Source organism: Klebsiella sp. K5-45 (genome assembly GCF_030128605.1).
In the GTDB taxonomy this organism is placed as follows: Bacteria; Pseudomonadota; Gammaproteobacteria; order Enterobacterales; family Enterobacteriaceae; genus Klebsiella; species Klebsiella quasipneumoniae.
Genome location: NZ_JAKUZW010000008.1, coordinates 106,377 through 125,503, shown reverse-complemented (window position 1 = coordinate 125,503; position 19,127 = coordinate 106,377). Strand labels below are relative to the sequence as shown.

The window sequence follows — 19,127 nt, the reverse complement described above, 5'->3', positions numbered from 1 at the left end:
TTCTCGCTACTGTGAAGGGCAATCTTTGCCCGCGCAGGGCGGAGAATGATGAGGAGGACTTCGGCATGACTGCATTTCCTGAGGTTGCACTAATTGGTCCTGGCGCCATCGGCACCACGATCGCCGCCGCCCTGTTTGCGGTGGGGAGGACGCCGGTGGTTTGCGGGCGCACTGCCCATTCGTCGCTGGTGCTGCGCACTGATGAGGGCGAGATCGTGGTGCCCGGCCCGGTGCTCACCGACCCGACAGCGATAGCCGCCCCCTTCGACCTGGTGTTTGTCGCGGTGAAGGCCACCCAGACGGAGGCCATCGCCCCGTGGCTGGCGGCCCTGTGTTCGCCAGACACCGTGGTGTGCGTGCTGCAAAACGGCGTCGAGCAGCGCCAGCAGTTTGCCCCTTTGACCGGCGGCGCGACGGTGCTGCCGTCGGTGGTCTGGTTTCCGGCGCAGCGCGACGCCGATGCTTCGATCTGGCTGCGCGCCGCGCCGCGCCTGACGCTGCCGGATCTGCCGGGGGCGGAGCGGGTGCAGCAGGCGCTGGCGGGAACCCACTGCGCGGTGGAGCTGGCGGCGGATTTTACCAGCGTCGCCTGGCGTAAACTGCTGCAGAACGCCGTCGCCGGACTGATGGTGCTGACCGGACGACGCGCCGGGATGTTCGCCCGGGAGGAGATCACCGCCCTCGGACTGGCCTATCTGCGCGAATGCCTGCAGGTGGCGCGGGCGGAAGGGGCCGTCCTGAGCGACAGTGTGCCGGAGGAGATCATCGCCGGCTTTCATCGGGCGCCTGCCGACTTAAGCACCTCTATTCTGATCGATCGCCTGCATGGCCGACCGCTGGAGTGGGATATTCGTAACGGGGTGGTACAGCGTCGCGGGCGTCAACACGGCATACCGACGCCGCTCAGCGATATCATCGTGCCGCTGTTGGCGGCGGCCAGCGACGGCCCGGGCTGACCCCGGGCTGGCGCGGGGTTAATCCACCAGGGAGGGATCGAGGTCGATCATCAACTGCTTCATCTCGGCAAAGTGCTGCCGGGAGAAATCGGCAATTTTCTCCCAGTCCTGGGCGGTTTTTTCCGCCACCGCGTCCGACAGCACCTTCAGCGGCTGGCCGGTTGACCAGGCGGTGATCAGGATCTGACAGGCGCGCTCCAGGGTCCAGATATCGTCGAACGCTTCGCCGATAGTCGGGGCGGTCAACAGCACCCCATGGTTGCCCATCAGCAGACGGCGTTTATCCGTCAGCAGCCCCGCCAGCCGGGCGCCTTCTGCCGCGGTGTCCGCCATCCCGCCGTACAGGGTATCGACGGCGACCCGGTTAAAATAGCGGGCCGTGTTCTGGTCGATGGGCAGGATCTGCGGCGTCGCCAGACAGGCGAGGCTGGTGGTGTACACCGGGTGCAGATGCAGCGCCACCCGCACGTCGGGCAGTCGCTGATGGATCTGCCCGTGAATGGCCCACGCGGTGGCATCGACGTCAGGTCGCGCGGCGCAACGTTCATCATCGGCGTGCAGCACCAGCAGATCGCTGGCGCGGATGCGCGAAAAGTGTTTCCACTTCGGGTTGAGTAAAAACGTTTTCCCGTCAGCGGAGAGCGCGGCGCTGAAATGGTTGGCCACCGCCTCATGCATGCCGAGATGGGCAATGATGCGAAAGGTGGCCGCCAGGTCGATGCGGATCTGCTCTTCATCGGAATCGCGCATGGGCATTACTCCGCTTTCGGCATCAGGGTCTGCAGATCCTCTGCCGTCGGCGCCTGGAAGTGATATTTCTTCAGCAAGGCGGCATATTCCGGCGTCGCGCTGTATTTTTTCAGCGCCTGTTCGAGGGCGGTTTTCACCTCCGTGTTGCCTTTTTTAACGCCAAAGCCGTTCAGCACCGGATAGATCAGGGTGTCAGAGGAGATCGCCACCCGGTCGCCCAGCTTTTCCACCACCCCGCGCGCCACGGCGGCGTCGGTGATCTGCGCATCCACTGCGCGCGACAGCAGCGCCTGGGTGGTCTGCGGGTCGGTGGTATAGACGCTCAGCGCAATTGGCTTCAGCCCTTTCTTCACGCAGTAGTCGGCGGAAAGCTTCTGCAACTGCGCCAGCCACGAGGTGGCGCCCATCGAACCGATTTTATGCCCGCAGAAGTCTTCCGGCGTCTTAGGCTGGTAGTCGCTCCCTTTGCGGGCGAGGATCGCTTCCCCGCTTTTCAGATACGGCACCATGTCGATCACCTTCAGGCGCTCGGCGGTAATGTACATCGACGAGTTGGTGATATCGAAGCGCCCGCCCTGCAGTCCGGGGATCAGGTTGGGGAAGCGGGTGTCGATATTCACCGCCTCGCGGCCCATGCTCTTCGCCAGACCGTCGAGCAGTTCAATATCAAACCCCGCCGGTTTGTTGTTCTCCATGTACTCGTAAGGGAAAAAGGTCATGTCCGAACCGGCGGTGATCTTGCCGCTTTGCTGGAAGGCCAGCGCGTTCAGGGATGTCAGAGCCCCCGCTGCGCAGAGCAGCAGAGCCAGCGGGCGTGGTGCGAAAAAGCGTGTCATAAAACCTCCGGAGTGTGGGCGAATTACATGCTGGCGCGATCGGCACCGGCCTGCTGAACAAAAAACGAAGCGCCGCGCGGCTTCTGCGGCAGGCGAAGCTGGTTATTGGTGCTGCGCACCAGACCGCTCTCTTCCCCGGCCACCAGCTGGCCGGCATGGCGGCTCGGCAGCGGGTTTTCGCCGAAGGGCAGCGCATCCTCGGCGGCGTAGACGCTGATGAACAGGGTGCGCGGCAGGGCGGTTTCGTTGGGGCTGGAGGCGTGCAGCAGGCGGGTATGCATAAAGCAGACTGAGCCCGCCGGGCCAAAACAGGCCTGCGGCTGCTGGCACTGAGCCGTCACCACCTCGTCATCCACCGCCCCGGTGAAGCGACCCTCCTGCCAGTGGGACCACAGCGGCCCCTGATGGCTGCCCGGCACCACATTGAGCGGGCCATTCTCAGGAGTCACCTCGCTGACCATCAGCAGGGCGGTGATAATGTCGTCATTGCTGTGCGGGGTGAAGAGGAAATCCTGATGCCATTTCACCTCGGTGGCGGTGTGCGGCAGCTTGGAGTTAATTTTGCTGTGGTGAAAACGGGTGCCGTTGCCGCCGATCAGCTGCGCGGCAATGGTCGCCATCCGCGAATTCAGCGCAGTATGGCGATAGGCCTCGGAGATCTCCGTCGGGGAGGCGACCCGGCGCAGCGACGGATGGTCGGGAGCATGGTCGCGTTCGATATCGAAACGCGGCCGCCCGTCAAGGGTTTCTCCCCACGCCGTCGCGTGACGGCGGCTCTCCTCGACCCAGCCGTCGAAATCGCTCTGCAGCGTGGCGATGTCGGCGGCGGAAAGCACCCCTTCGACCACCAGATAACCCTGCTGATGAAACTGCTCAATTTGCCACTGCGCAATCATAGTTTTTCCTCTTCACGTCCCGATAATTAAGCCAGAGAAACATCTTTCAGAAAGGCCTCGACCCGCGGGTGTTGCCCGCTGCGCATCGCCTGCGGCGTGTCATCGCACACCACCCGGCCTTTCTCCATAAACACGATCCGGTCAGACACTTTGAAGGCGAAGTTCATCTCGTGGGTGACGATCACCATCGTGATGCCTTCGTGGGCCAGGGATTCGATAACCTGCAGCACCTCATTCACTTTTTCCGGATCCAGCGCCGAGGTGGGCTCATCGAACAGCATGATCTGCGGACGCATCATCAGGGCGCGGGCGATCGCCACCCGCTGCTGTTGACCGCCGGAGAGCTGGTGCGGATACTTCCAGGCGTGTTCCAGCATGCCCACCTTGTGCAGCAGCTCGCAGGCGTGCTGGCGCAGCTCCGTGTCGCTCGCCAGATGGTGATAGCGCGGGGCCAGCAGCAGATTGCCGAACACGGTCAGATGCGGGAACAGGTTAAAGCTCTGGAACACCATGCCGATATTCAGACGGTGTTCGGCATTCTCCATAAAGCGCGGCTTCTGCTGCCCCTGATGGTCGAGATGAATAAAGGGCTGGCCGTTAATCTGAATTTCGCCGTTATCGATCTGCTCAAGACCGTTTAGCAGGCGAATGAGGGTGGTTTTCCCCGAGCCCGACGGGCCGATAACCGAGACCACTTCGCCGGGCTGGATCTGCAGGCTCACCGCCCCCAGCACTTCGACATTATTGTAGGCCTTATGCAGCTTAGAGGCCTGCAGCGCCGGCTCCTGGCCCTGGGAGACGCTGCGCGCCATCGCCGGGCGACGGGCGGTCGCCAACTGCTGCATCTCGGCATCCACCGGCCGGGCGGTGTCGCGTCGGGTGACATCGAGGTAGTTCTCCAGCCGTTTCAGCAGAAAATCGAACACCGTGACGATAAAGATGTAATAAAACGCCACGGCGGTCATGGTCTCCATGACCAGAAAGTTCTGCGAGTAGAGCTGCTGGCCGACCATCAATATTTCGGTCAGGGAGATCACCGACACCAGCGAACTGAGCTTCACAATGGCGATATACTCATTGGCCAGCGCCGGCAGGGCGACGCGCAGCGCCTGGGGAATGATCACCCGCCACTGGATCCCGGCGTAGCGTAAACCCAGGGCCCGCGCGGCTTCACTCTGCCCGCGGGGGATGGAGAGCAGCCCGCCGCGATGGATCTCGGCAATATAGGCCGCTTCGCTGAGGACCATCGCCAGCAGGCCGGCCCAGAAGGGATCGTTCAGCACCGGCGCGAAGGAGGGCAGCGCCTGCGGCATGTTGTAGACAAAAATCAGCAGGACCAGCAGCGGCATACTGCGAAATAACCAGATATACAGCCGGGCAGGGGTGGATAACCAGCCGCGCGGCGACTGTTTAGCCAGCGCCAGAATAAATCCGAGCACAATACTGCAGCCCCAGGTCAGCAAACTTAATTTAATGACGGTCCAGGTGGCCCACCAAAAATCGGCATCGCTGAGCAGGCTTAACATGTAGTTCCAGTTAAACGTCATGGGCTATTTCACTCGTCATAATTAACCTAAATGAAAGCGGCTCGGCTGTGCATTAATGGGGAGCCGCCGGTGTTCATCGTGCGAATACACTATGCTGGCGGGATGCTTTCAGAGGCAATTAGTAAATTTTTGGTCTCTAAGTTTAAAAAAACTATACAGCGTTATTAACGATATGGAATTTAAAGTGATTATCAGGATACTTTGCGTAAACAATTTAAAAACAATAGCTGCAATTGAATAACGATATTTTATGCAGGCAGGTTATTTTGCGCGAAACTGGGGCGACCGCTGCCTGCTCAATGTGCAGCGTGTTGCATGATGGTGCAAAAGCGGAAATAAACCGTGCCGGCGCGGGAGGAGAATAAATAATATCGCCCCCTGGCGGGCAATGCGCCGCCATTTTTCGCGGGTGGCACGCGGATTGCTTGGGACTTAGAGGAAAACTATTTCCTGCGTGCGCCGGACCATATTTTATCAATGGTGATGCTATGAACCGATTTACCCTGAAGCAGCTCAAATATTTCGTCACCGTGGTGGAGACGGAGAGTATCGCCGAGGCCTCCCGCCAGCTGCACATTGCGCAGCCGTCGATTTCCATTGCCATTAAGAATCTGGAGAGCACCTTCGACCAGCAGCTGTTTATTCGCCACCACGCGCAGGGCGTCTCGCTCACCTCCAGCGGTCGGCGGATCTACGATAAAGCGAAGGAGCTGCTGCGCCTGTCGTGGGAATTTGAGCAGAATTCGCGGGCGGATAAAGAGCTGGTTTCTGGCATGATCTCCATCGGTTGCTTTGAATCGGTAGCTCCGCTGTATATGCCGAAGCTGGTGGCTGGATTTAAGAAATGCTATCCGGAAATTACGCTGCATCTGTATGACGGCGAACAGCATGAGCTGATGCATGGCCTGCACCGCGGCCGCTTTGACCTGGCGCTGGTCTACGATCTGGAGCTTGGCCACTCGATCAATAAAGAACGGCTTAACGCCCCGCATAAACCCTACGCGCTGCTGCCCGCCGCGCATCCGCTGGCGCAAAAGGCGCAGGTGACGCTGCAGGAGCTGAGCCGCGAGCCGATGATCCTCCTTGATGCGGTCCCGAGCAAAAATTATTTCATCTCCATCTTTAAGGAAAAAGGCTATCACCCGGAAGTAGCTTACAGCTCACCCTCTATCGAAATGGTGCGCTGTATGGTCGGTCAGGGACTCGGTTTTTCGGTGCTGGTCACCCGGCCCTGCTGCGATATGACCTACGATGGTGAAAGGGTGGTGCAGCGGGATATTGCCGACGATATGCCCGCCTCAACCTTAATTATGGCGCATCTCGCTAATAATGAGCCGACGCGGCCAACGCAACTGTTTATGGATTATTGCCGCAGTATCGAATTAACCCCCTCTCACGGCTGAAATAACGCCTGTCGATCCGGCAGGCGTTATTTTTTTTGTCGTCAATCAGCCTCGTAAAATTCTATTCAGTCGATCGTTTTATAATATTTTACCAATTCGTCACAGTTAAATAACCTGAAAGCCGTCAATTCCGGCGACCTCGTCGGCAACTGTGCTTGAAGGATAGAGAAATGACTGAACAGATAACCGAGATCGATACCCTGGTGGTCGGCGCGGGGCAGGCGGGCGTCGCCATGAGCGAGCATCTGACCCGGCTGGATATCCCCCACCTGGTGCTGGAGAAACAGGGTATTGCCCAGGCCTGGCGCAGCGGGCGCTGGGATTCGCTGGTGGCCAACGGCCCGGCCTGGCACGATCGGTTTCCGGGGATGGTGTTCCCGGACTGCCCGCCGGATAGCTTTGTCGGCAAAGAGCAGGTTGCGGACTATTTTGCCGCCTATGCCCGCAGCTTCAATGCGCCGATCCGTACCGGGGTGGAGGTGTACAGCGCCGAACGCCTCGCCGGGCGACCGGGCTTTCGTGTTGACACCTCCCAGGGGGTGATTGAGGCGCAGCGGATCGTAGCGGCCACCGGACCCTTTCAGCGCCCGGCGATCCCGGCTATCGCCCCGCAGAGTCCGGCTATTCAGCAGCTCCACTCGGCGCACTATCTTAATCCGCAGCAGCTGCCGGAGGGCGGCGTGCTGGTAGTGGGGGCCGGATCCTCCGGCGTCCAGATTGCCGATGAGCTGCAGCGGGCCGGACGCGCGGTGTGGCTGTCGGTGGGGGCGCACGACCGGCCGCCGCGTCGCTATCGCCAGCGCGATTTTTGCTGGTGGCTCGGGGTGCTGGGAATGTGGGACGCCGCGGCCAATGCGCCGGGGAAAGAGCATGTCACTATCGCGGTGAGCGGCGCGCGCGGCGGCCATACCGTCGATTTTCGCCAACTGGCGCATCAGGGGGTCACCCTGGTGGGGCAGACCCGCGGCTTTGACGGCGCCAGGGCGTTGTTCCACCCCGACCTGGCGGAGAATATCCGCCGCGGCGATGCCTCTTATCTTGCGTTGCTCGACGCCGCCGACGACTGGGTAGCGCGCAACGGTTCGGATCTGCCTGAAGAGCCCTCCGCCCGTGAGTTTCTGCCCGATCCGGCCTGCGTCAGCGACCCGCTGCTTAGCCTCGACCTGGCCGAGGCCGGGATCGGCGCCATCATCTGGGCGACCGGATATACCACCGACTATCGCTGGCTGAAGGTCAACGCCTTCGATGACGCGCAGCGGCCGCAGCATCACCGCGGCGTGTCGACGGAGCCGGGGGTCTATTTTCTCGGCCTGCCGTGGCTGTCGCGGCGCGGGTCCACCTTTATCTGGGGCGTCTGGCACGATGCCAAATATATTGCCGACCAGATCGCCATTCAGCGCCAGTATCAGCGTTACCAGCCGTCCTGATAACCGTTTCCTGAAGGAGTGCTTTGATGCCAACCCATACCCGTATTCGCATGTTTAACACCAAAGAGACCTACCCGAACCAGGCGCTGAACAACGATCTGTGCCAGGCGGTGCGGGCCGGGAATACCGTCTACGTTCGCGGCCAGGTCGGCACCGATTTCGCCGGCAACCTGATCGGCCTCGGCGACCCGCGAGCCCAGGCGGAACAGGCGATGAAGAATGTCGAGCAGCTGCTGAAAGAGGCCGGCAGCGACCTCTCGCATATCGTCAAGACCACCACTTATCTGATCGACCCCCGCTATCGCGAGCCGGTCTATCAGGAGGTGGGAAAATGGTTGAAAGGGGTCTTTCCCATCTCCACCGGGGTGGTGGTGTCGGCCCTGGCGCAGCCGCAGTGGCTGATGGAGATTGACGTCACGGCGGTGATCCCTGACGACTGGCAGGGGGAGGCGGCAGAATGACCCTTTCCCTTACCGCCCGTTGCCCGGAAACGGGTCAGTTGGGCATCGCCATTAGTTCATCGAGCATGGCCGTCGGGTCGCGCTGTCCGTGGCTGCTGCCCGGCGTGGGGGCGGTTTCCAGCCAGAACATTACCCTGCCGTCGCTGGGGCCGCAGATCCTCAGCGCGCTCGAAGCGGGAGCCAGCGTTGAGCAGGCCCTGAAGCAGGCGCTGGCGGAGGATCGCTTCCGCGAATATCGCCAGGTCGCGGCGATTGACGCCAACGGCGACACGGCGGTGTTCAGCGGGGAATTCACCCTCGGGATCGGCGGCGCCCTGGCGGGGGATAACTGCGTGGCGGCGGGCAACATGCTGGCCAGTGAGGGGGTGATCGCTGCGATGGTGGGCGCCTTTGAGGCCGCCACTGGTGAGCTGACCAGCCGGCTGCTGGCCGGACTGCGCACCGGGATCGTCGCCGGGGGCGAGGCCGGGCCGGTCCACTCGGCGGCGGTGAAGGTGGTGGACGATTACCCGTGGCCGGTGGTCGACCTGCGCATTGACTGGGCGGAAGCGGATCCGCTGGCGGCCCTTGAGCAGCTGTGGCTGGCGTGGGAGCCGCAAATGGAGGCCTATATTACCCGGGCGCTCGACCCGCGCGAGGCGCCGGCCTATGGCGTGCCTGGCGATGAATAACACGCCGGGAGCGATCCTTGCCGCGCTGCTGGCCTTTGATACCACCAGCCGCCATTCAAACCTGGCGATGATCGACTGGATCGCCGATTTTCTCGCCGCCCGCGGCGTGGCGTCCCGCCGCTTTTATGACCCGTCGGGGGGAAAGGCCAATCTCTACGCCCGGCTGGGGCCGTCCGGCGGCGGCGGGGTGATGCTCTCGGGCCATACCGACGTGGTCCCGGTGGACGGGCAGGACTGGAGCGTGCCGCCGTTCAGCCTGACCGAGCGCGATGGCCGCTACTACGGCCGCGGCAGCGCCGATATGAAGGGCTTTCTCGCCTGCGTGCTGGCGGCGGTGGATGACTTTCTGGCGGCGCCGCTGCGGATGCCGCTGCATCTGGCCTTCTCCTATGACGAAGAGGTCGGCTGCCTCGGCGTGCGCAGCCTGGTGGATTTTCTGCAGGCCTCGCCGGAGAAACCGGCGCTGTGCCTCATCGGCGAGCCGACGGAGATGCAGCCGGTGTTCGGTCATAAAGGCAAACTGGCCATGCGCTGCTGCATTGAGGGCCAGGCCTGCCATTCGGCCTATGCCCCGCAGGGGGTGAACGCCATCCGCTACGCGGCCAGGCTGATCAACCGCCTGGATCGGCTGGGCGAGCGTCTGGCCCGGCAGCTGGACAGCCGCTTTTCGCCGCCTTTCAGCACCCTGCAGGTGGGCACCATTCAGGGCGGCGCCGCGCTGAACATCGTTCCGCAGTCCTGTCGCTTTGATTTTGAAATCCGCTACCTGCCGGGGATGCGTCCCGAAGCGGTTACCGAAGCGCTGGCGGCCTACGCCCGCCGCCGGCTGCTGCCGGAGATGCGCCGGGTCGGCGGCGGAAGCGACATCCAGTTTCAGCTGTTGAGCCACTACCCGCCGCTGCTCAGCGATCCACAGTCCGACTTCGCCTGCTGGCTGGCGCAGTGGTGCGGCAGCGATCGGTTTTCCACCGTGGCGTTCGGCACCGAAGGGGGGCTGTTCGACGAGATGGGCGTCGCGACCCTGGTCTGCGGGCCGGGCAGCATGGCCCAGGGCCATAAGGCCGATGAGTACATCAGCATCGACCAGACCGAACGCTGCATGGCGATGCTGGGCCAGCTTTGCGCGTGGATGCGCGCCGAGCCCGCAGAACCGCTTACCTGATCCACCCACACAGGAACCCAAGCGATGCACAACCAACACTCTCACCATATCGATCAAGCGACAGTCGACCGCTGGCAGGCGGATGGCGTGGTATTACTGAAGGGCGTTTTTACCCCCTGGGTTGAGCGCCTCGCCGAGGGGGTCACGGCGCTGATGGCCAGCCCCAGCGAATATGGTCATGCGCGCACGGTGATCCCCAAAGATGGTTCGCCGCCTTTTTTTCAGGATTACTGCAACTGGTCGCGGATCCCGGCGTTTAGCGAGTTTGTCTTCCAGTCGGCCGCCGCCGAAATCGCCGCGGCGCTGATGCAGTCGCAGACGGCGAAATTTTTCCATGAGCATACGCTGGTCAAACCCGCCGGGGGCAGCACGGTCACCCCCTGGCATCATGACCAGCCTTACTATTGCGTCTCCGGCCGACAGAACGTCAGCTTCTGGATCCCGCTGGACCCGGTAGCAGAGGCCACCTCGCTGCGCTGCATTCGCGGGTCGCATCGCTGGGAGGCGGAGTACAGTCCCACCCGCTTCAATGGCACCAGGCTCTACGAGCACACCCGGTTCAGCGCGCTGCCGGATATCGACGCCCATGAGGACGAGTACGATATCGTCAGCTGGGCGCTGGAGCCGGGGGATGCGGTGGCCTTTCATTTTCGCACCGTCCATGGCGCCCGCGGCAACCCTGGAGCGCGGGCGCGACGGGTCTTCTCCGCCCGCTGGGTGGGGGATGACGCCGCCTTTGCCGACCGCGGCGGCGTGACGTCGCCGCCGTTCCCCGAGCTGACCCTGCGGGACGGCGACCCGCTGGATTCTCCACTGTTCCCCCAGGTCTGGCCACCAGCGTAAGCGGCTTCGGACGGGATCTGCTATGATCCCGTCTTTCGTTGTCTGGAGCCAGTCGATGTTCAACGACGCCATTGTTTATGACCGCTACGGGCCGCCGGCCGCGGTGCTAGCGCTGAAACGCGCCCCGCTGGCGCCGCTGGCCGGTGGACGGGTGCGGGTCAGGATGCGCTATGCCCCGGTGAATCCTTCAGATCTGATCCCCATCACCGGCGCCTATCGCCACCGTACCCGACTGCCGGCCGTCCCCGGCTACGAAGGCCTTGGCGAGGTGGTCGCCGCGCCATTCGGCAGCCGGCTGACCGCGGGCCAGCGGGTGCTGCCCCTGCGCGGGGGCGGCACCTGGCAACGGTTTATCGATCTCGATGAGACCTGGCTGGTGCCGGTTCCCCCGGCGGTGGACGATCTGCTGGCCGCCCGCGGGTATATCAATCCGCTGACTGCGATGCTGATGCTCAGTCGCTGGCCGGTTGCCGGGAAACAGATCGTGCTGACCGCCGCCGCCTCCTCCTGCGCCAGCCTGCTGGGGCAGTGGGCGCTGGCCATGGGCGCCCGTTCGGTAAGCGGGATTATTCGCTCGCCGCAGCATCGGGCGCGTCTGGAGCAGGCCGGGATCTATCCGATCCTCGACGCCGATCGGGCGCTGGTGGAGAAGGTCAGCCAGCACAGCGATCTGGTGTTTGACGCGGTGGGCGGGGAGCTGGGGAACACGCTGTTGTCGGTGCTGCCCGCGTCGTCGACCCTGGTCTCCTACGGCTTATTATCCGGGCGGCCGTTGATCCAGACGCGCGCCAGCGCGGCGGTGCGCAAGTTTCATCTGCGGGAGGCGCTGCCTGGCCTCAGCGTGGCGGCATGGCGGGCGGCGTTCGATGAGATCTGGCAGCGGCTGCCGACGACTACGCAACCGCCGGCCCAGCGGGTGGCGTTGAACGACTGGCGCGAGGCGATTGCCGCCGCCGGCCAGCCGGGAAGAGGCGGTAAAATCCTGCTCGATTTCACCGTGGGTTGAGATTACTGTTTCTTCTCGCCGAGGGTCGGCGTTTCGTCAAAGAAGTTCCATGGCTTCAGCAGGGCGTGCGCCCATTCGGTTGGCATGATCGGCCACTCTTCAGCGCGCGCCACGTGGGTGGTGCCGGTGGTGATCCACACCACGTCATCCTGGTGCGTCAGCGACTCATCGTCCTTGGCATACTGGCCTAACCCGGTATCGTGAGCGGAGCGGTTAGGGTATTTGCCTTCCGGATAGCGTTCGCTCGGGTGGTAGCGCGTTACCCACAGCTGTTTATCCATAAAGCTCAGACGATGGTAGATCCACTCGTCGGGGGCGAACTTGGCGCCGGTCGCCGCCGGATGGGTGCCGCCAGCGTAAGGGATGATCTGGTAAGAGACTGGGTTACCCATGCGGTTCTCTTTGCTGGTGTTGCTCAGCAGGCGAATCGTACCCGGGTCGAATTTCTGCGCCGCTTTCTGTTCGCTGTCAATCGTGTACTGATTCACCTGCATGGTGCTGGTGCGCGGGCCGCCGGCGGTGTTGGGCTTCACCTCCGGGTCCATCGCCACCAGAGTGTTGTTTTCGCCGTCCACGTCGAGGTCGAGGCGGAAGTTATAGATATGCTGGTGGGTGGTGCCGACAATATTATGGTCGATCAGCGTTCCGTAGCGGGTATCTTCTTTGGCGCTCGGGTCGTGCATGGTTTTCGCCAGCACGCCTTTCACCGCCTCAATCCCGGTGGCGCCGGCATCGATGCCGATGGTGCCGTTGTCGTGGAATACCCAGTCAAAGATATAGTCGTAGTTGCCGACGGTGCTGATCCAGCGCACCACCAGCTCCCGGCGCTCGGTACTGACGTTGGGCTTGCCCATCTCCAGGTGCTTATATTCCGGCCCGGCGTAGCGCTCGAATATGGCGACGGCGTGCGGGATGGTGGTCGGCGCGCCGGTGTAGTCGGCGATGGTTTCATCCAGCAGCACCGCATTCGACGGCGCGTCTTTGCCGCGTACAATCGGCGAGGTCAGGGTGCCCATGCCGTAATCGCCGGAGTCCAGATAGGCTTTGAAATACCAGCCGACGTCCGGGTCGCCGTAGGGGACGATCATCCCGCCGAGCGAACCTTCATACATCACCTGGCGTTTTTTGCCGTTATCGTTGTAGGTCACCGTCGAGAGGATTGGCCCGACGCGCGAGTTAAGACGCAGATGGAAATCCCAGTTCCGCCAGTGAATGGTATCCCCGGTAATGGTATAGTTTTTGCCTTCCGGTTCAGTAATATCCAGCGGTTTCACCGCCGGGGCGTTGCGGTCGCGGCCATCGTACGGACGCGGTTCCATCGGCACCGGAATCACCGGGCCTTCCTCGATTTTGATGATTTTCTTTGCTTCCAGGTCGACCACCGCCACCAGGTTTTCAATCGGGTGCGCCCAGTAGTTGCCGTCGCCGGTATCCAGATAACTGACGACTTTCAGCAGACGCGCATCCTGCTGCAGGCCATCTTTGCCATCAAAGTAGCCGACGGTGAGCGGGGTGGTGACCACTTTACTGGGATCGGTAATACCGTGCTTTTTCAGCACCTCAGCGAACTCGCTGCTGGCATTGATAATGTTCTGCACGCTGACGAAGTCATCAAGCAGCACCATCCCGTGGGCGCCTTTAATCGGCGTCCATGAGAGGATTTTTTTGTTTTGCAGATCGACGACGGCTTCAATGACATGTTTGCCATCGAGCATCACCACATCGGCGGTGCGGGGGGCATCAACGGGTGTTCCCTGCAGGGCAAAGGCCCATACCGCCGCTTTATCCGGCTCGTGTAAGGAAATCTCAGTAAAGCGGGTATTCGGCTGGAACTCCGGCGCGGTTTTGACAATGGTCACCGCTTCGCTGATTTCCGCCGCCGAGAGCGAGTTTAACGGGTGAGGGCGTTTTTCCACCTGGAAGGTCTGGTCGAGACCGGACTGGAACACGTCGTTGATAAAGGTATCGGAGACCCAGGCTTTACCTTCCTTCATCACCACCGGCACCGGTAGGTCAAGGGATTTACCGTTGACGATCGCCGTTTTGGCGCCGGGCTTCACTTTGACGTAAGCGCCATCTTTTATCAGGGTAAACATTTGCGCATAGTCATCCCACTGCACGTCAGCGCCGAACGCCTCCAGCGTTTTATCCAGCGGTACCATGTGGGCTTCGCTACCGTGAGCGAAGACCGGTGATTGCCAGGCGCAAACCACCGCCACGGCCAGCGCCAGCGCGGTTTTACGAGGAGAAAATTTCAAGCCGTTTGCCATTGTGCCCTCATCTTATTGTTGTGTTGTCTTATGCCGCTGCGAATGTCGGCTTTGTCACCCTTAAGCTACCAGCCCGCGGCGCCGTAGCGTTTGTTTGCTCTTGCCAGGTTATTTGTCAGTTTTGCCAGAGGGACGTAAAAAATGCCTCCGCAGAGGCATTGAACACGTGCGCCGATTTTTTGCCGGGTGGCGGCTGCGCCTTACCCGGCCTACAGGATCCACTCACAGGCTCACACCCCGTAGGCCCGCGCAAGCGCAGCGCCGCCGGGCAAGATGTCAGGCACGGTACCCGTGATGTCGCCGGGTGGCGGCTGCGCCTTACCCGGCCTACAGGATCCACTCACAGGCTCACACCCCGTAGGCCCGCGCAAGCGCAGCGCCGCCGGGCAAGATACCAGGCACGGTAGCCGTGATTTCGCCGGGTGGCGGCTGCGCCTTACCCGGCCTACAGGATCCACTCACAGGCTCACACCCCGTAGGCCCGCGCAAGCGCAGCGCCGCCGGGCAAGATACCAGGCGCGGTACCCGTGATGTTGCCGGGTGGCGGCTGCGCCTTACCCGGCCTACCTGTCCGGGTCTGACTGTCCGTAGGCCCGCGCAAGCGCAGCGCCGCCGGGCAAGATATCAGGCACGGAACCCGTGATGTCGCCGGGTGGCGGCTGCGCCTTACCCGGCCTACAGGATCCACTCACAGGCTCACACCCCGTAGGCCCGCGCCAGCGCAGCGCCGCCGGGCAAGATATCAGGCACGGTAGCCGTAATGTCGCCGGGTGGCGGCTAACGCCTTACCCGGCCTACAGCCCCAAATCACTGCTGGCGCTAGCGCTGGGGCCGCTGAAACTGCCGGTGCTGGCGGCCTCAAAATCGCTGAGACGTTCCCGGCAGGCCGGGGCAGCCCGCATGGATGCGGGCTGAGGGCCGTGTTTTGCATGGACGCTACCTCGGCCCGACCCGAAGCCTGCAGGGATAAGTCGAAGGGACCGCGCAGCGGCGATTTTGCTGGCCGGAGCCCGGGGGTACAGGGGGCGGCGGCGACTGGCCGCCCCCTGTGCGCTCCCTGCGCCACGGAAAACAGAATGAAGAAAAATTAACCGGGAGCGCAATGTGCGCTGAAGCCACAGATAACATAAAGAACCACACTTCAGTACTTCCCCTCACCCTGACCCTCTACCGGAGGGAGAAGGAACTGTCCGGTAGCTGTTTTCGTCCCCTGCGCCTTGAGATAAATCACACAGAACAAACGTTTTCCCGGGGCGAAACCGTTGCAAACCGATTGCAGAAGCAATAGCTCAAGGACCGGCCAACAGCGCGCCAGCGGTCTATTTTCCTCCATTACGCCGGGAAATCCCCCTGCTGGCGCGCCACCAGGGTGAGAATGGAATACAGCGCCACCGCCTGCTGGTGCTGGTTGAAAATCTCCACCGCCCATTCCACCACGCCGGTGGCTTTCTCCTCAGCGCTGCGCTGCCGCTTGACCGTTTTCCGCTTACAGGTCAGACGCACATGGATGGTGTCTCCCGGCTTGACCGGTTCAATAAAGCGCAGGTTTTCCATCCCGTAGTTGGCGATAACTGGCCCGACGCCGGCATCGACGAACAGACCGGCCGCCGCGGAGATCAGGAAATAACCGTGAACCACCCGCTCGCCGAAAATCGACTCGGCGGCGGCGATTTTGTCCATGTGGGCGTAGAAATGGTCGCCGCTCAGGCAGGCGAAGTTAACGATATCCGCTTCGGTCAGTGTCCGGCGCGGGGTCAGCAAACTGTCGCCGGGCTGGATCTCTTCGAAATATTTGCGAAACGGGTGAATGCGATCTTCGCTCACCTGGGCGCCGCGTACCCACTGCTGGCCGATGGTCGCCAGCATCGTTGGGCTGCCCTGGACGGCGGTGCGCTGCATATAGTGTTTCACCGAACGCAGTCCGCCTAGCTCCTCTCCGCCGCCGGCGCGGCCGGGGCCGCCGTGCACCAGCTGCGGCAGCGGCGAACCGTGGCCGGTTGATTCTGCGGAGGATGCTTCGTTCAGGATCTGAATACGGCCATGCGCGCGGGCGGCGCCGAGGATAAACTCCCGCGCCAGTTCGCCGCTGGCGGTAACCAGCGTCCCCGCCAGGCTGCCGCCGCCGGCGCGTGCCAGCGTCAGCGCATGCTGGCGGTCCTGGTAGGGCATCAGGGTCGCCACCGGGCCAAAGGCTTCAATGGCGTGAACCGCCGGGGTTTCATCCGGCTGCGCGCAGTAGAGCAGCGTCGGCGGGAAAAAGGCTCCGGCCGCGCTGAGGTCCGCCTGTCCGCCAAGCAGCGCTTCGCAGCCGGCGGCAATCAGTTTATTGACGCTCTCCTGTACGTCCCGACGCTGCTCGTGATTAACCAGCGCCCCCATCTTAATCCCTTCCTGCGCCGGGTCGCCGACGGTCACTTTATGCAGGCGGGCGATCAGCGCATCGCTAACCGCATTGATCTGCGCCAGCGGGACGATGATGCGGCGGATAGCGGTACATTTTTGTCCGGCTTTCGCCGTCATCTCGCGGACCACTTCCCGGATAAACAGCGCGAACTCCGGTTGCTCCGGCGTGACGTCTTCGCCTAACACACAGCAGTTGAGCGAATCCGCTTCCATGGTAAAGGGAATCGATTTGGCCACCAGGTTGGGGTGCGACCGCAGCTGCTGGCCGGTGGCGGCAGAGCCGGTAAAGGTCACCACGTCCTGGCTATCGAGGTGGTCGAGCAGATCGCCCGCGCCGCCGCAAATCAGGCTGATGGCGCCCTCCGGCACCAGGCCGCTGTCGACAATCGCTTTCACCATTGCCTGGGTGAGCTGGGCGGTAGCGGTTGCCGGTTTAATGATAGCTGGCATACCGGCCAGCCACGTGGGGGCCAGTTTTTCCAGCATTCCCCAGCAGGGAAAGTTGAAGGCGTTGATATGGACGGCGACGCCTGATTTTGAGGTCAGCACGTGACGGGCGGCAAAACCGCCCTGTTTTGAGAGCGGGATCAGCTCGTCTTCCGGCCACAGGATATCGTCCGGCAGTTCGCGACTGCCCAGCCCGGCATAGGTGAAAAGGGTACCGATACCGCCTTCAATATCCACCCAACTGTCGGCGCGGGTGGCGCCGGTTTGCGCCGAGATGGCGTAGAACTGGTCTTTCTGCTCCAACAGATGTTTCGCTAGTGCTTTCAGCATCGCGCTGCGTTCAATAAAGGTCATGGCTTGCAGCGCCTTACCGCCGCGCTCAATCGCGAAGCGGCGCGCCTGCGCCATATCCAGACCTTCACTGGTCACCTCCCACAGCGCCGCGCCGGTGATGGCGTGATGAATAGTACGGGCGCGGCCCCGGCCGGTCTGCCAGGCGCCGGATAAGTAGCTGGCTAACTGCTGCATCGCAAATCTCCAAATGTGTTACGTGTGATATCTATAAATAGTTCTTTTATGAATCATAAAATGCAAGCCCGTATTTAATAAATTATTAATATTGTGATCGCGATGGCCTTAAACCTTATGCTTAACTTACTGTATTTATTGTGGTTTGCAAAAGGTTTTGCGGAGATCATCACAAAAAGAGCAAACAAAATTTGTGGTTTCATTTAACCAATATGTAACCTTCAATAAACAAAGTGATTCATATAAATGTTTTTGTTGTGAATATCGGAATCATAAAGGTGATGACGTGACAGAAGAACAACGCTTTGACCAGCGCATCGCGCAGGAAACGGCCATCGAACCGCAGGACTGGATGCCGGATGCCTACCGTAAGACCTTGATTCGGCAGATAGGCCAGCACGCGCACTCGGAGATCGTCGGCATGCTGCCGGAAGGCAACTGGATCACCCGCGCGCCGACGCTGCGCCGCAAAGCGATCCTGTTGGCTAAGGTACAGGATGAGGCTGGACACGGGCTGTATCTCTATAGCGCCGCGGAAACCCTTGGCTGCGCGCGGGAAGACCTGTATCAGAAGATGCTCGACGGGCAGATGAAATACTCCTCCATTTTTAACTACCCGACGCTGAGCTGGGCGGATATCGGCGTGATCGGCTGGCTGGTGGATGGCGCGGCTATCGTCAACCAGGTGGCGCTGTGCCGGACCTCCTACGGGCCCTATGCCCGGGCGATGGTCAAAATCTGCAAAGAAGAAAGCTTTCACCAGCGCCAGGGATTCGAAGCCTGCATGGCGCTGGCGCAGGGCAATGACGCGCAGCGGCAAATGCTGCAGGACGCCATCAATCGTTTCTGGTGGCCAGCGCTGATGATGTTTGGCCCCAACGACGACAACTCGCCAAACAGCGCCCGCAGCATGGCGTGGAAAATCAAACTGCACTCCAACGACGAGCTGCGTCAACGCTTCGTCGACAACACCGTGCCGCAGGTGGAGATCCTCGGCATGACCGTCCCGGACCCGGATTTGCAGTTTGATGAAGCCAGCGGCCACTACCGCTTCGGCGAAATCGACTGGCAGGAATTTAACGAGGTGATTAGCGGCCGTGGGATTTGCAATCACGAACGCCTGGCCGCCAAGCGTAAGGCCTGGGAAGAGGGCGAATGGGTGCGCGAAGCCGCGCTGGCCCATGCGCAAAAACAGCAGGCCCGCAGCGCGGCATAAGGAGAGACAACATGAGCAAAGTTTACTGGCCGTTATATGAAGTGTTCGTTCGCAGCAAACAGGGGCTTTCCCATCGTCACGTCGGCAGCCTGCATGCCGCCGACGATCAAATGGCGCTGGAAAACGCCCGCGACGCCTACACCCGCCGCAGCGAAGGCTGCTCAATTTGGGTGGTGAAGGCCAGCGAAATCGTTGCTTCGCAGCCGGAAGATCGCGGCGAATTCTTCGACCCGGCGGAAAGCAAAGTCTACCGCCATCCGACTTTCTATACCGTGCCGGACGGCATGGAACATATGTGAGGCGGC

At 61.7% G+C, this 19,127-nt stretch carries 17 protein-coding genes; 11 read left to right on the top strand and 6 right to left on the bottom strand.

Annotated features, from left to right (window positions below; genetic code table 11):
• Positions 1–65 precede the first annotated feature (65 nt).
• The gene (locus MKS11_RS17875) at positions 66–956 is read left to right on the top strand and encodes an oxidoreductase (protein WP_087771368.1); all 891 of its coding nucleotides are present in this window, start codon (positions 66–68) and stop codon (positions 954–956) included.
• Between the two features lie 18 nt (positions 957–974).
• Here MKS11_RS17875 and MKS11_RS17870 read toward each other — a convergent pair whose 3' ends face one another.
• From MKS11_RS17870 to MKS11_RS17855, 4 genes are read right to left on the bottom strand one after another with little or no spacing between them, the layout of a single operon-like run.
• Entirely contained in the window at positions 975–1,706 is a 732-nt protein-coding gene (locus tag MKS11_RS17870) for a class II aldolase and adducin N-terminal domain-containing protein (RefSeq protein ID WP_284109638.1), read from the bottom strand.
• 5 nt (positions 1,707–1,711) lie between these two features.
• A complete protein-coding gene (locus MKS11_RS17865) occupies positions 1,712–2,542 on the bottom strand; it encodes an ABC transporter substrate-binding protein (protein ID WP_004204023.1) in 831 nt (276 codons plus the stop codon).
• 23 nt (positions 2,543–2,565) lie between these two features.
• The gene (locus MKS11_RS17860; RefSeq protein ID WP_032455926.1) at positions 2,566–3,438 is read right to left on the bottom strand and encodes a phytanoyl-CoA dioxygenase family protein; all 873 of its coding nucleotides are present in this window, start codon (positions 3,436–3,438) and stop codon (positions 2,566–2,568) included.
• A 26-nt stretch (positions 3,439–3,464) separates the two neighbouring features.
• The gene (locus MKS11_RS17855; protein ID WP_049116245.1) at positions 3,465–4,985 is read right to left on the bottom strand and encodes an amino acid ABC transporter permease/ATP-binding protein; all 1,521 of its coding nucleotides are present in this window, start codon (positions 4,983–4,985) and stop codon (positions 3,465–3,467) included.
• Positions 4,986–5,473: 488 nt separating this feature from the next.
• Here MKS11_RS17855 and MKS11_RS17850 point away from each other — a divergent pair, with 488 nt between their 5' ends.
• From MKS11_RS17850 to MKS11_RS17820, 7 genes are all read left to right on the top strand, one after another.
• Complete coding sequence (locus tag MKS11_RS17850; protein ID WP_004204026.1) at positions 5,474–6,388, top strand: LysR substrate-binding domain-containing protein; 915 nt, start codon at positions 5,474–5,476, stop codon at positions 6,386–6,388.
• Positions 6,389–6,558: 170 nt separating this feature from the next.
• The gene (locus tag MKS11_RS17845; protein WP_032455928.1) at positions 6,559–7,815 is read left to right on the top strand and encodes an NAD(P)/FAD-dependent oxidoreductase; all 1,257 of its coding nucleotides are present in this window, start codon (positions 6,559–6,561) and stop codon (positions 7,813–7,815) included.
• A 26-nt stretch (positions 7,816–7,841) separates the two neighbouring features.
• On the top strand, positions 7,842–8,276 hold the full coding sequence (locus MKS11_RS17840; RefSeq protein WP_004190423.1) for a RidA family protein: 435 nt from the start codon (positions 7,842–7,844) through the stop codon (positions 8,274–8,276).
• Complete coding sequence (locus MKS11_RS17835; protein ID WP_087771369.1) at positions 8,273–8,947, top strand: DUF1028 domain-containing protein; 675 nt, start codon at positions 8,273–8,275, stop codon at positions 8,945–8,947. The genes MKS11_RS17840 and MKS11_RS17835 overlap by 4 nt, the downstream gene beginning before the upstream one ends.
• Positions 8,925–10,109 (top strand): acetylornithine deacetylase, encoded by a 1,185-nt coding sequence (gene argE / locus MKS11_RS17830; RefSeq protein WP_370447386.1) that lies wholly within the window; start codon positions 8,925–8,927, stop codon positions 10,107–10,109. Before MKS11_RS17835 ends, argE begins: the two co-directional genes overlap by 23 nt.
• A 24-nt stretch (positions 10,110–10,133) precedes the next feature.
• Positions 10,134–10,952, top strand: coding sequence for a phytanoyl-CoA dioxygenase family protein (locus tag MKS11_RS17825; protein ID WP_004204030.1), 819 nt, complete (start codon positions 10,134–10,136; stop codon positions 10,950–10,952).
• A 22-nt stretch (positions 10,953–10,974) separates the two neighbouring features.
• The gene (locus MKS11_RS17820; RefSeq protein ID WP_165474142.1) at positions 10,975–11,958 is read left to right on the top strand and encodes a zinc-dependent alcohol dehydrogenase family protein; all 984 of its coding nucleotides are present in this window, start codon (positions 10,975–10,977) and stop codon (positions 11,956–11,958) included.
• A 2-nt stretch (positions 11,959–11,960) separates the two neighbouring features.
• On the opposite strand, the gene tynA is transcribed toward MKS11_RS17820, so the two are convergent.
• The gene (tynA, locus tag MKS11_RS17815) at positions 11,961–14,228 is read right to left on the bottom strand and encodes a primary-amine oxidase (RefSeq protein WP_087771372.1); all 2,268 of its coding nucleotides are present in this window, start codon (positions 14,226–14,228) and stop codon (positions 11,961–11,963) included.
• 642 nt (positions 14,229–14,870) lie between these two features.
• Between tynA and MKS11_RS17810 the strand changes: the two genes are divergently transcribed.
• A complete protein-coding gene (locus MKS11_RS17810; protein ID WP_153650031.1) occupies positions 14,871–15,143 on the top strand; it encodes a hypothetical protein in 273 nt (90 codons plus the stop codon).
• Between the two features lie 417 nt (positions 15,144–15,560).
• On the opposite strand, the gene paaZ is transcribed toward MKS11_RS17810, so the two are convergent.
• Positions 15,561–17,606 (bottom strand): phenylacetic acid degradation bifunctional protein PaaZ, encoded by a 2,046-nt coding sequence (gene paaZ / locus MKS11_RS17805; protein ID WP_087770994.1) that lies wholly within the window; start codon positions 17,604–17,606, stop codon positions 15,561–15,563.
• 286 nt (positions 17,607–17,892) lie between these two features.
• On the opposite strand from paaZ, the gene paaA reads away from it, so the two are divergent.
• Entirely contained in the window at positions 17,893–18,822 is a 930-nt protein-coding gene (paaA, locus tag MKS11_RS17800; protein WP_004176377.1) for a 1,2-phenylacetyl-CoA epoxidase subunit PaaA, read from the top strand.
• A gap of 11 nt (positions 18,823–18,833) precedes the next feature.
• Positions 18,834–19,121, top strand: coding sequence for a 1,2-phenylacetyl-CoA epoxidase subunit PaaB (paaB, locus tag MKS11_RS17795; protein ID WP_002902768.1), 288 nt, complete (start codon positions 18,834–18,836; stop codon positions 19,119–19,121).
• Positions 19,122–19,127 lie beyond the last annotated feature (6 nt).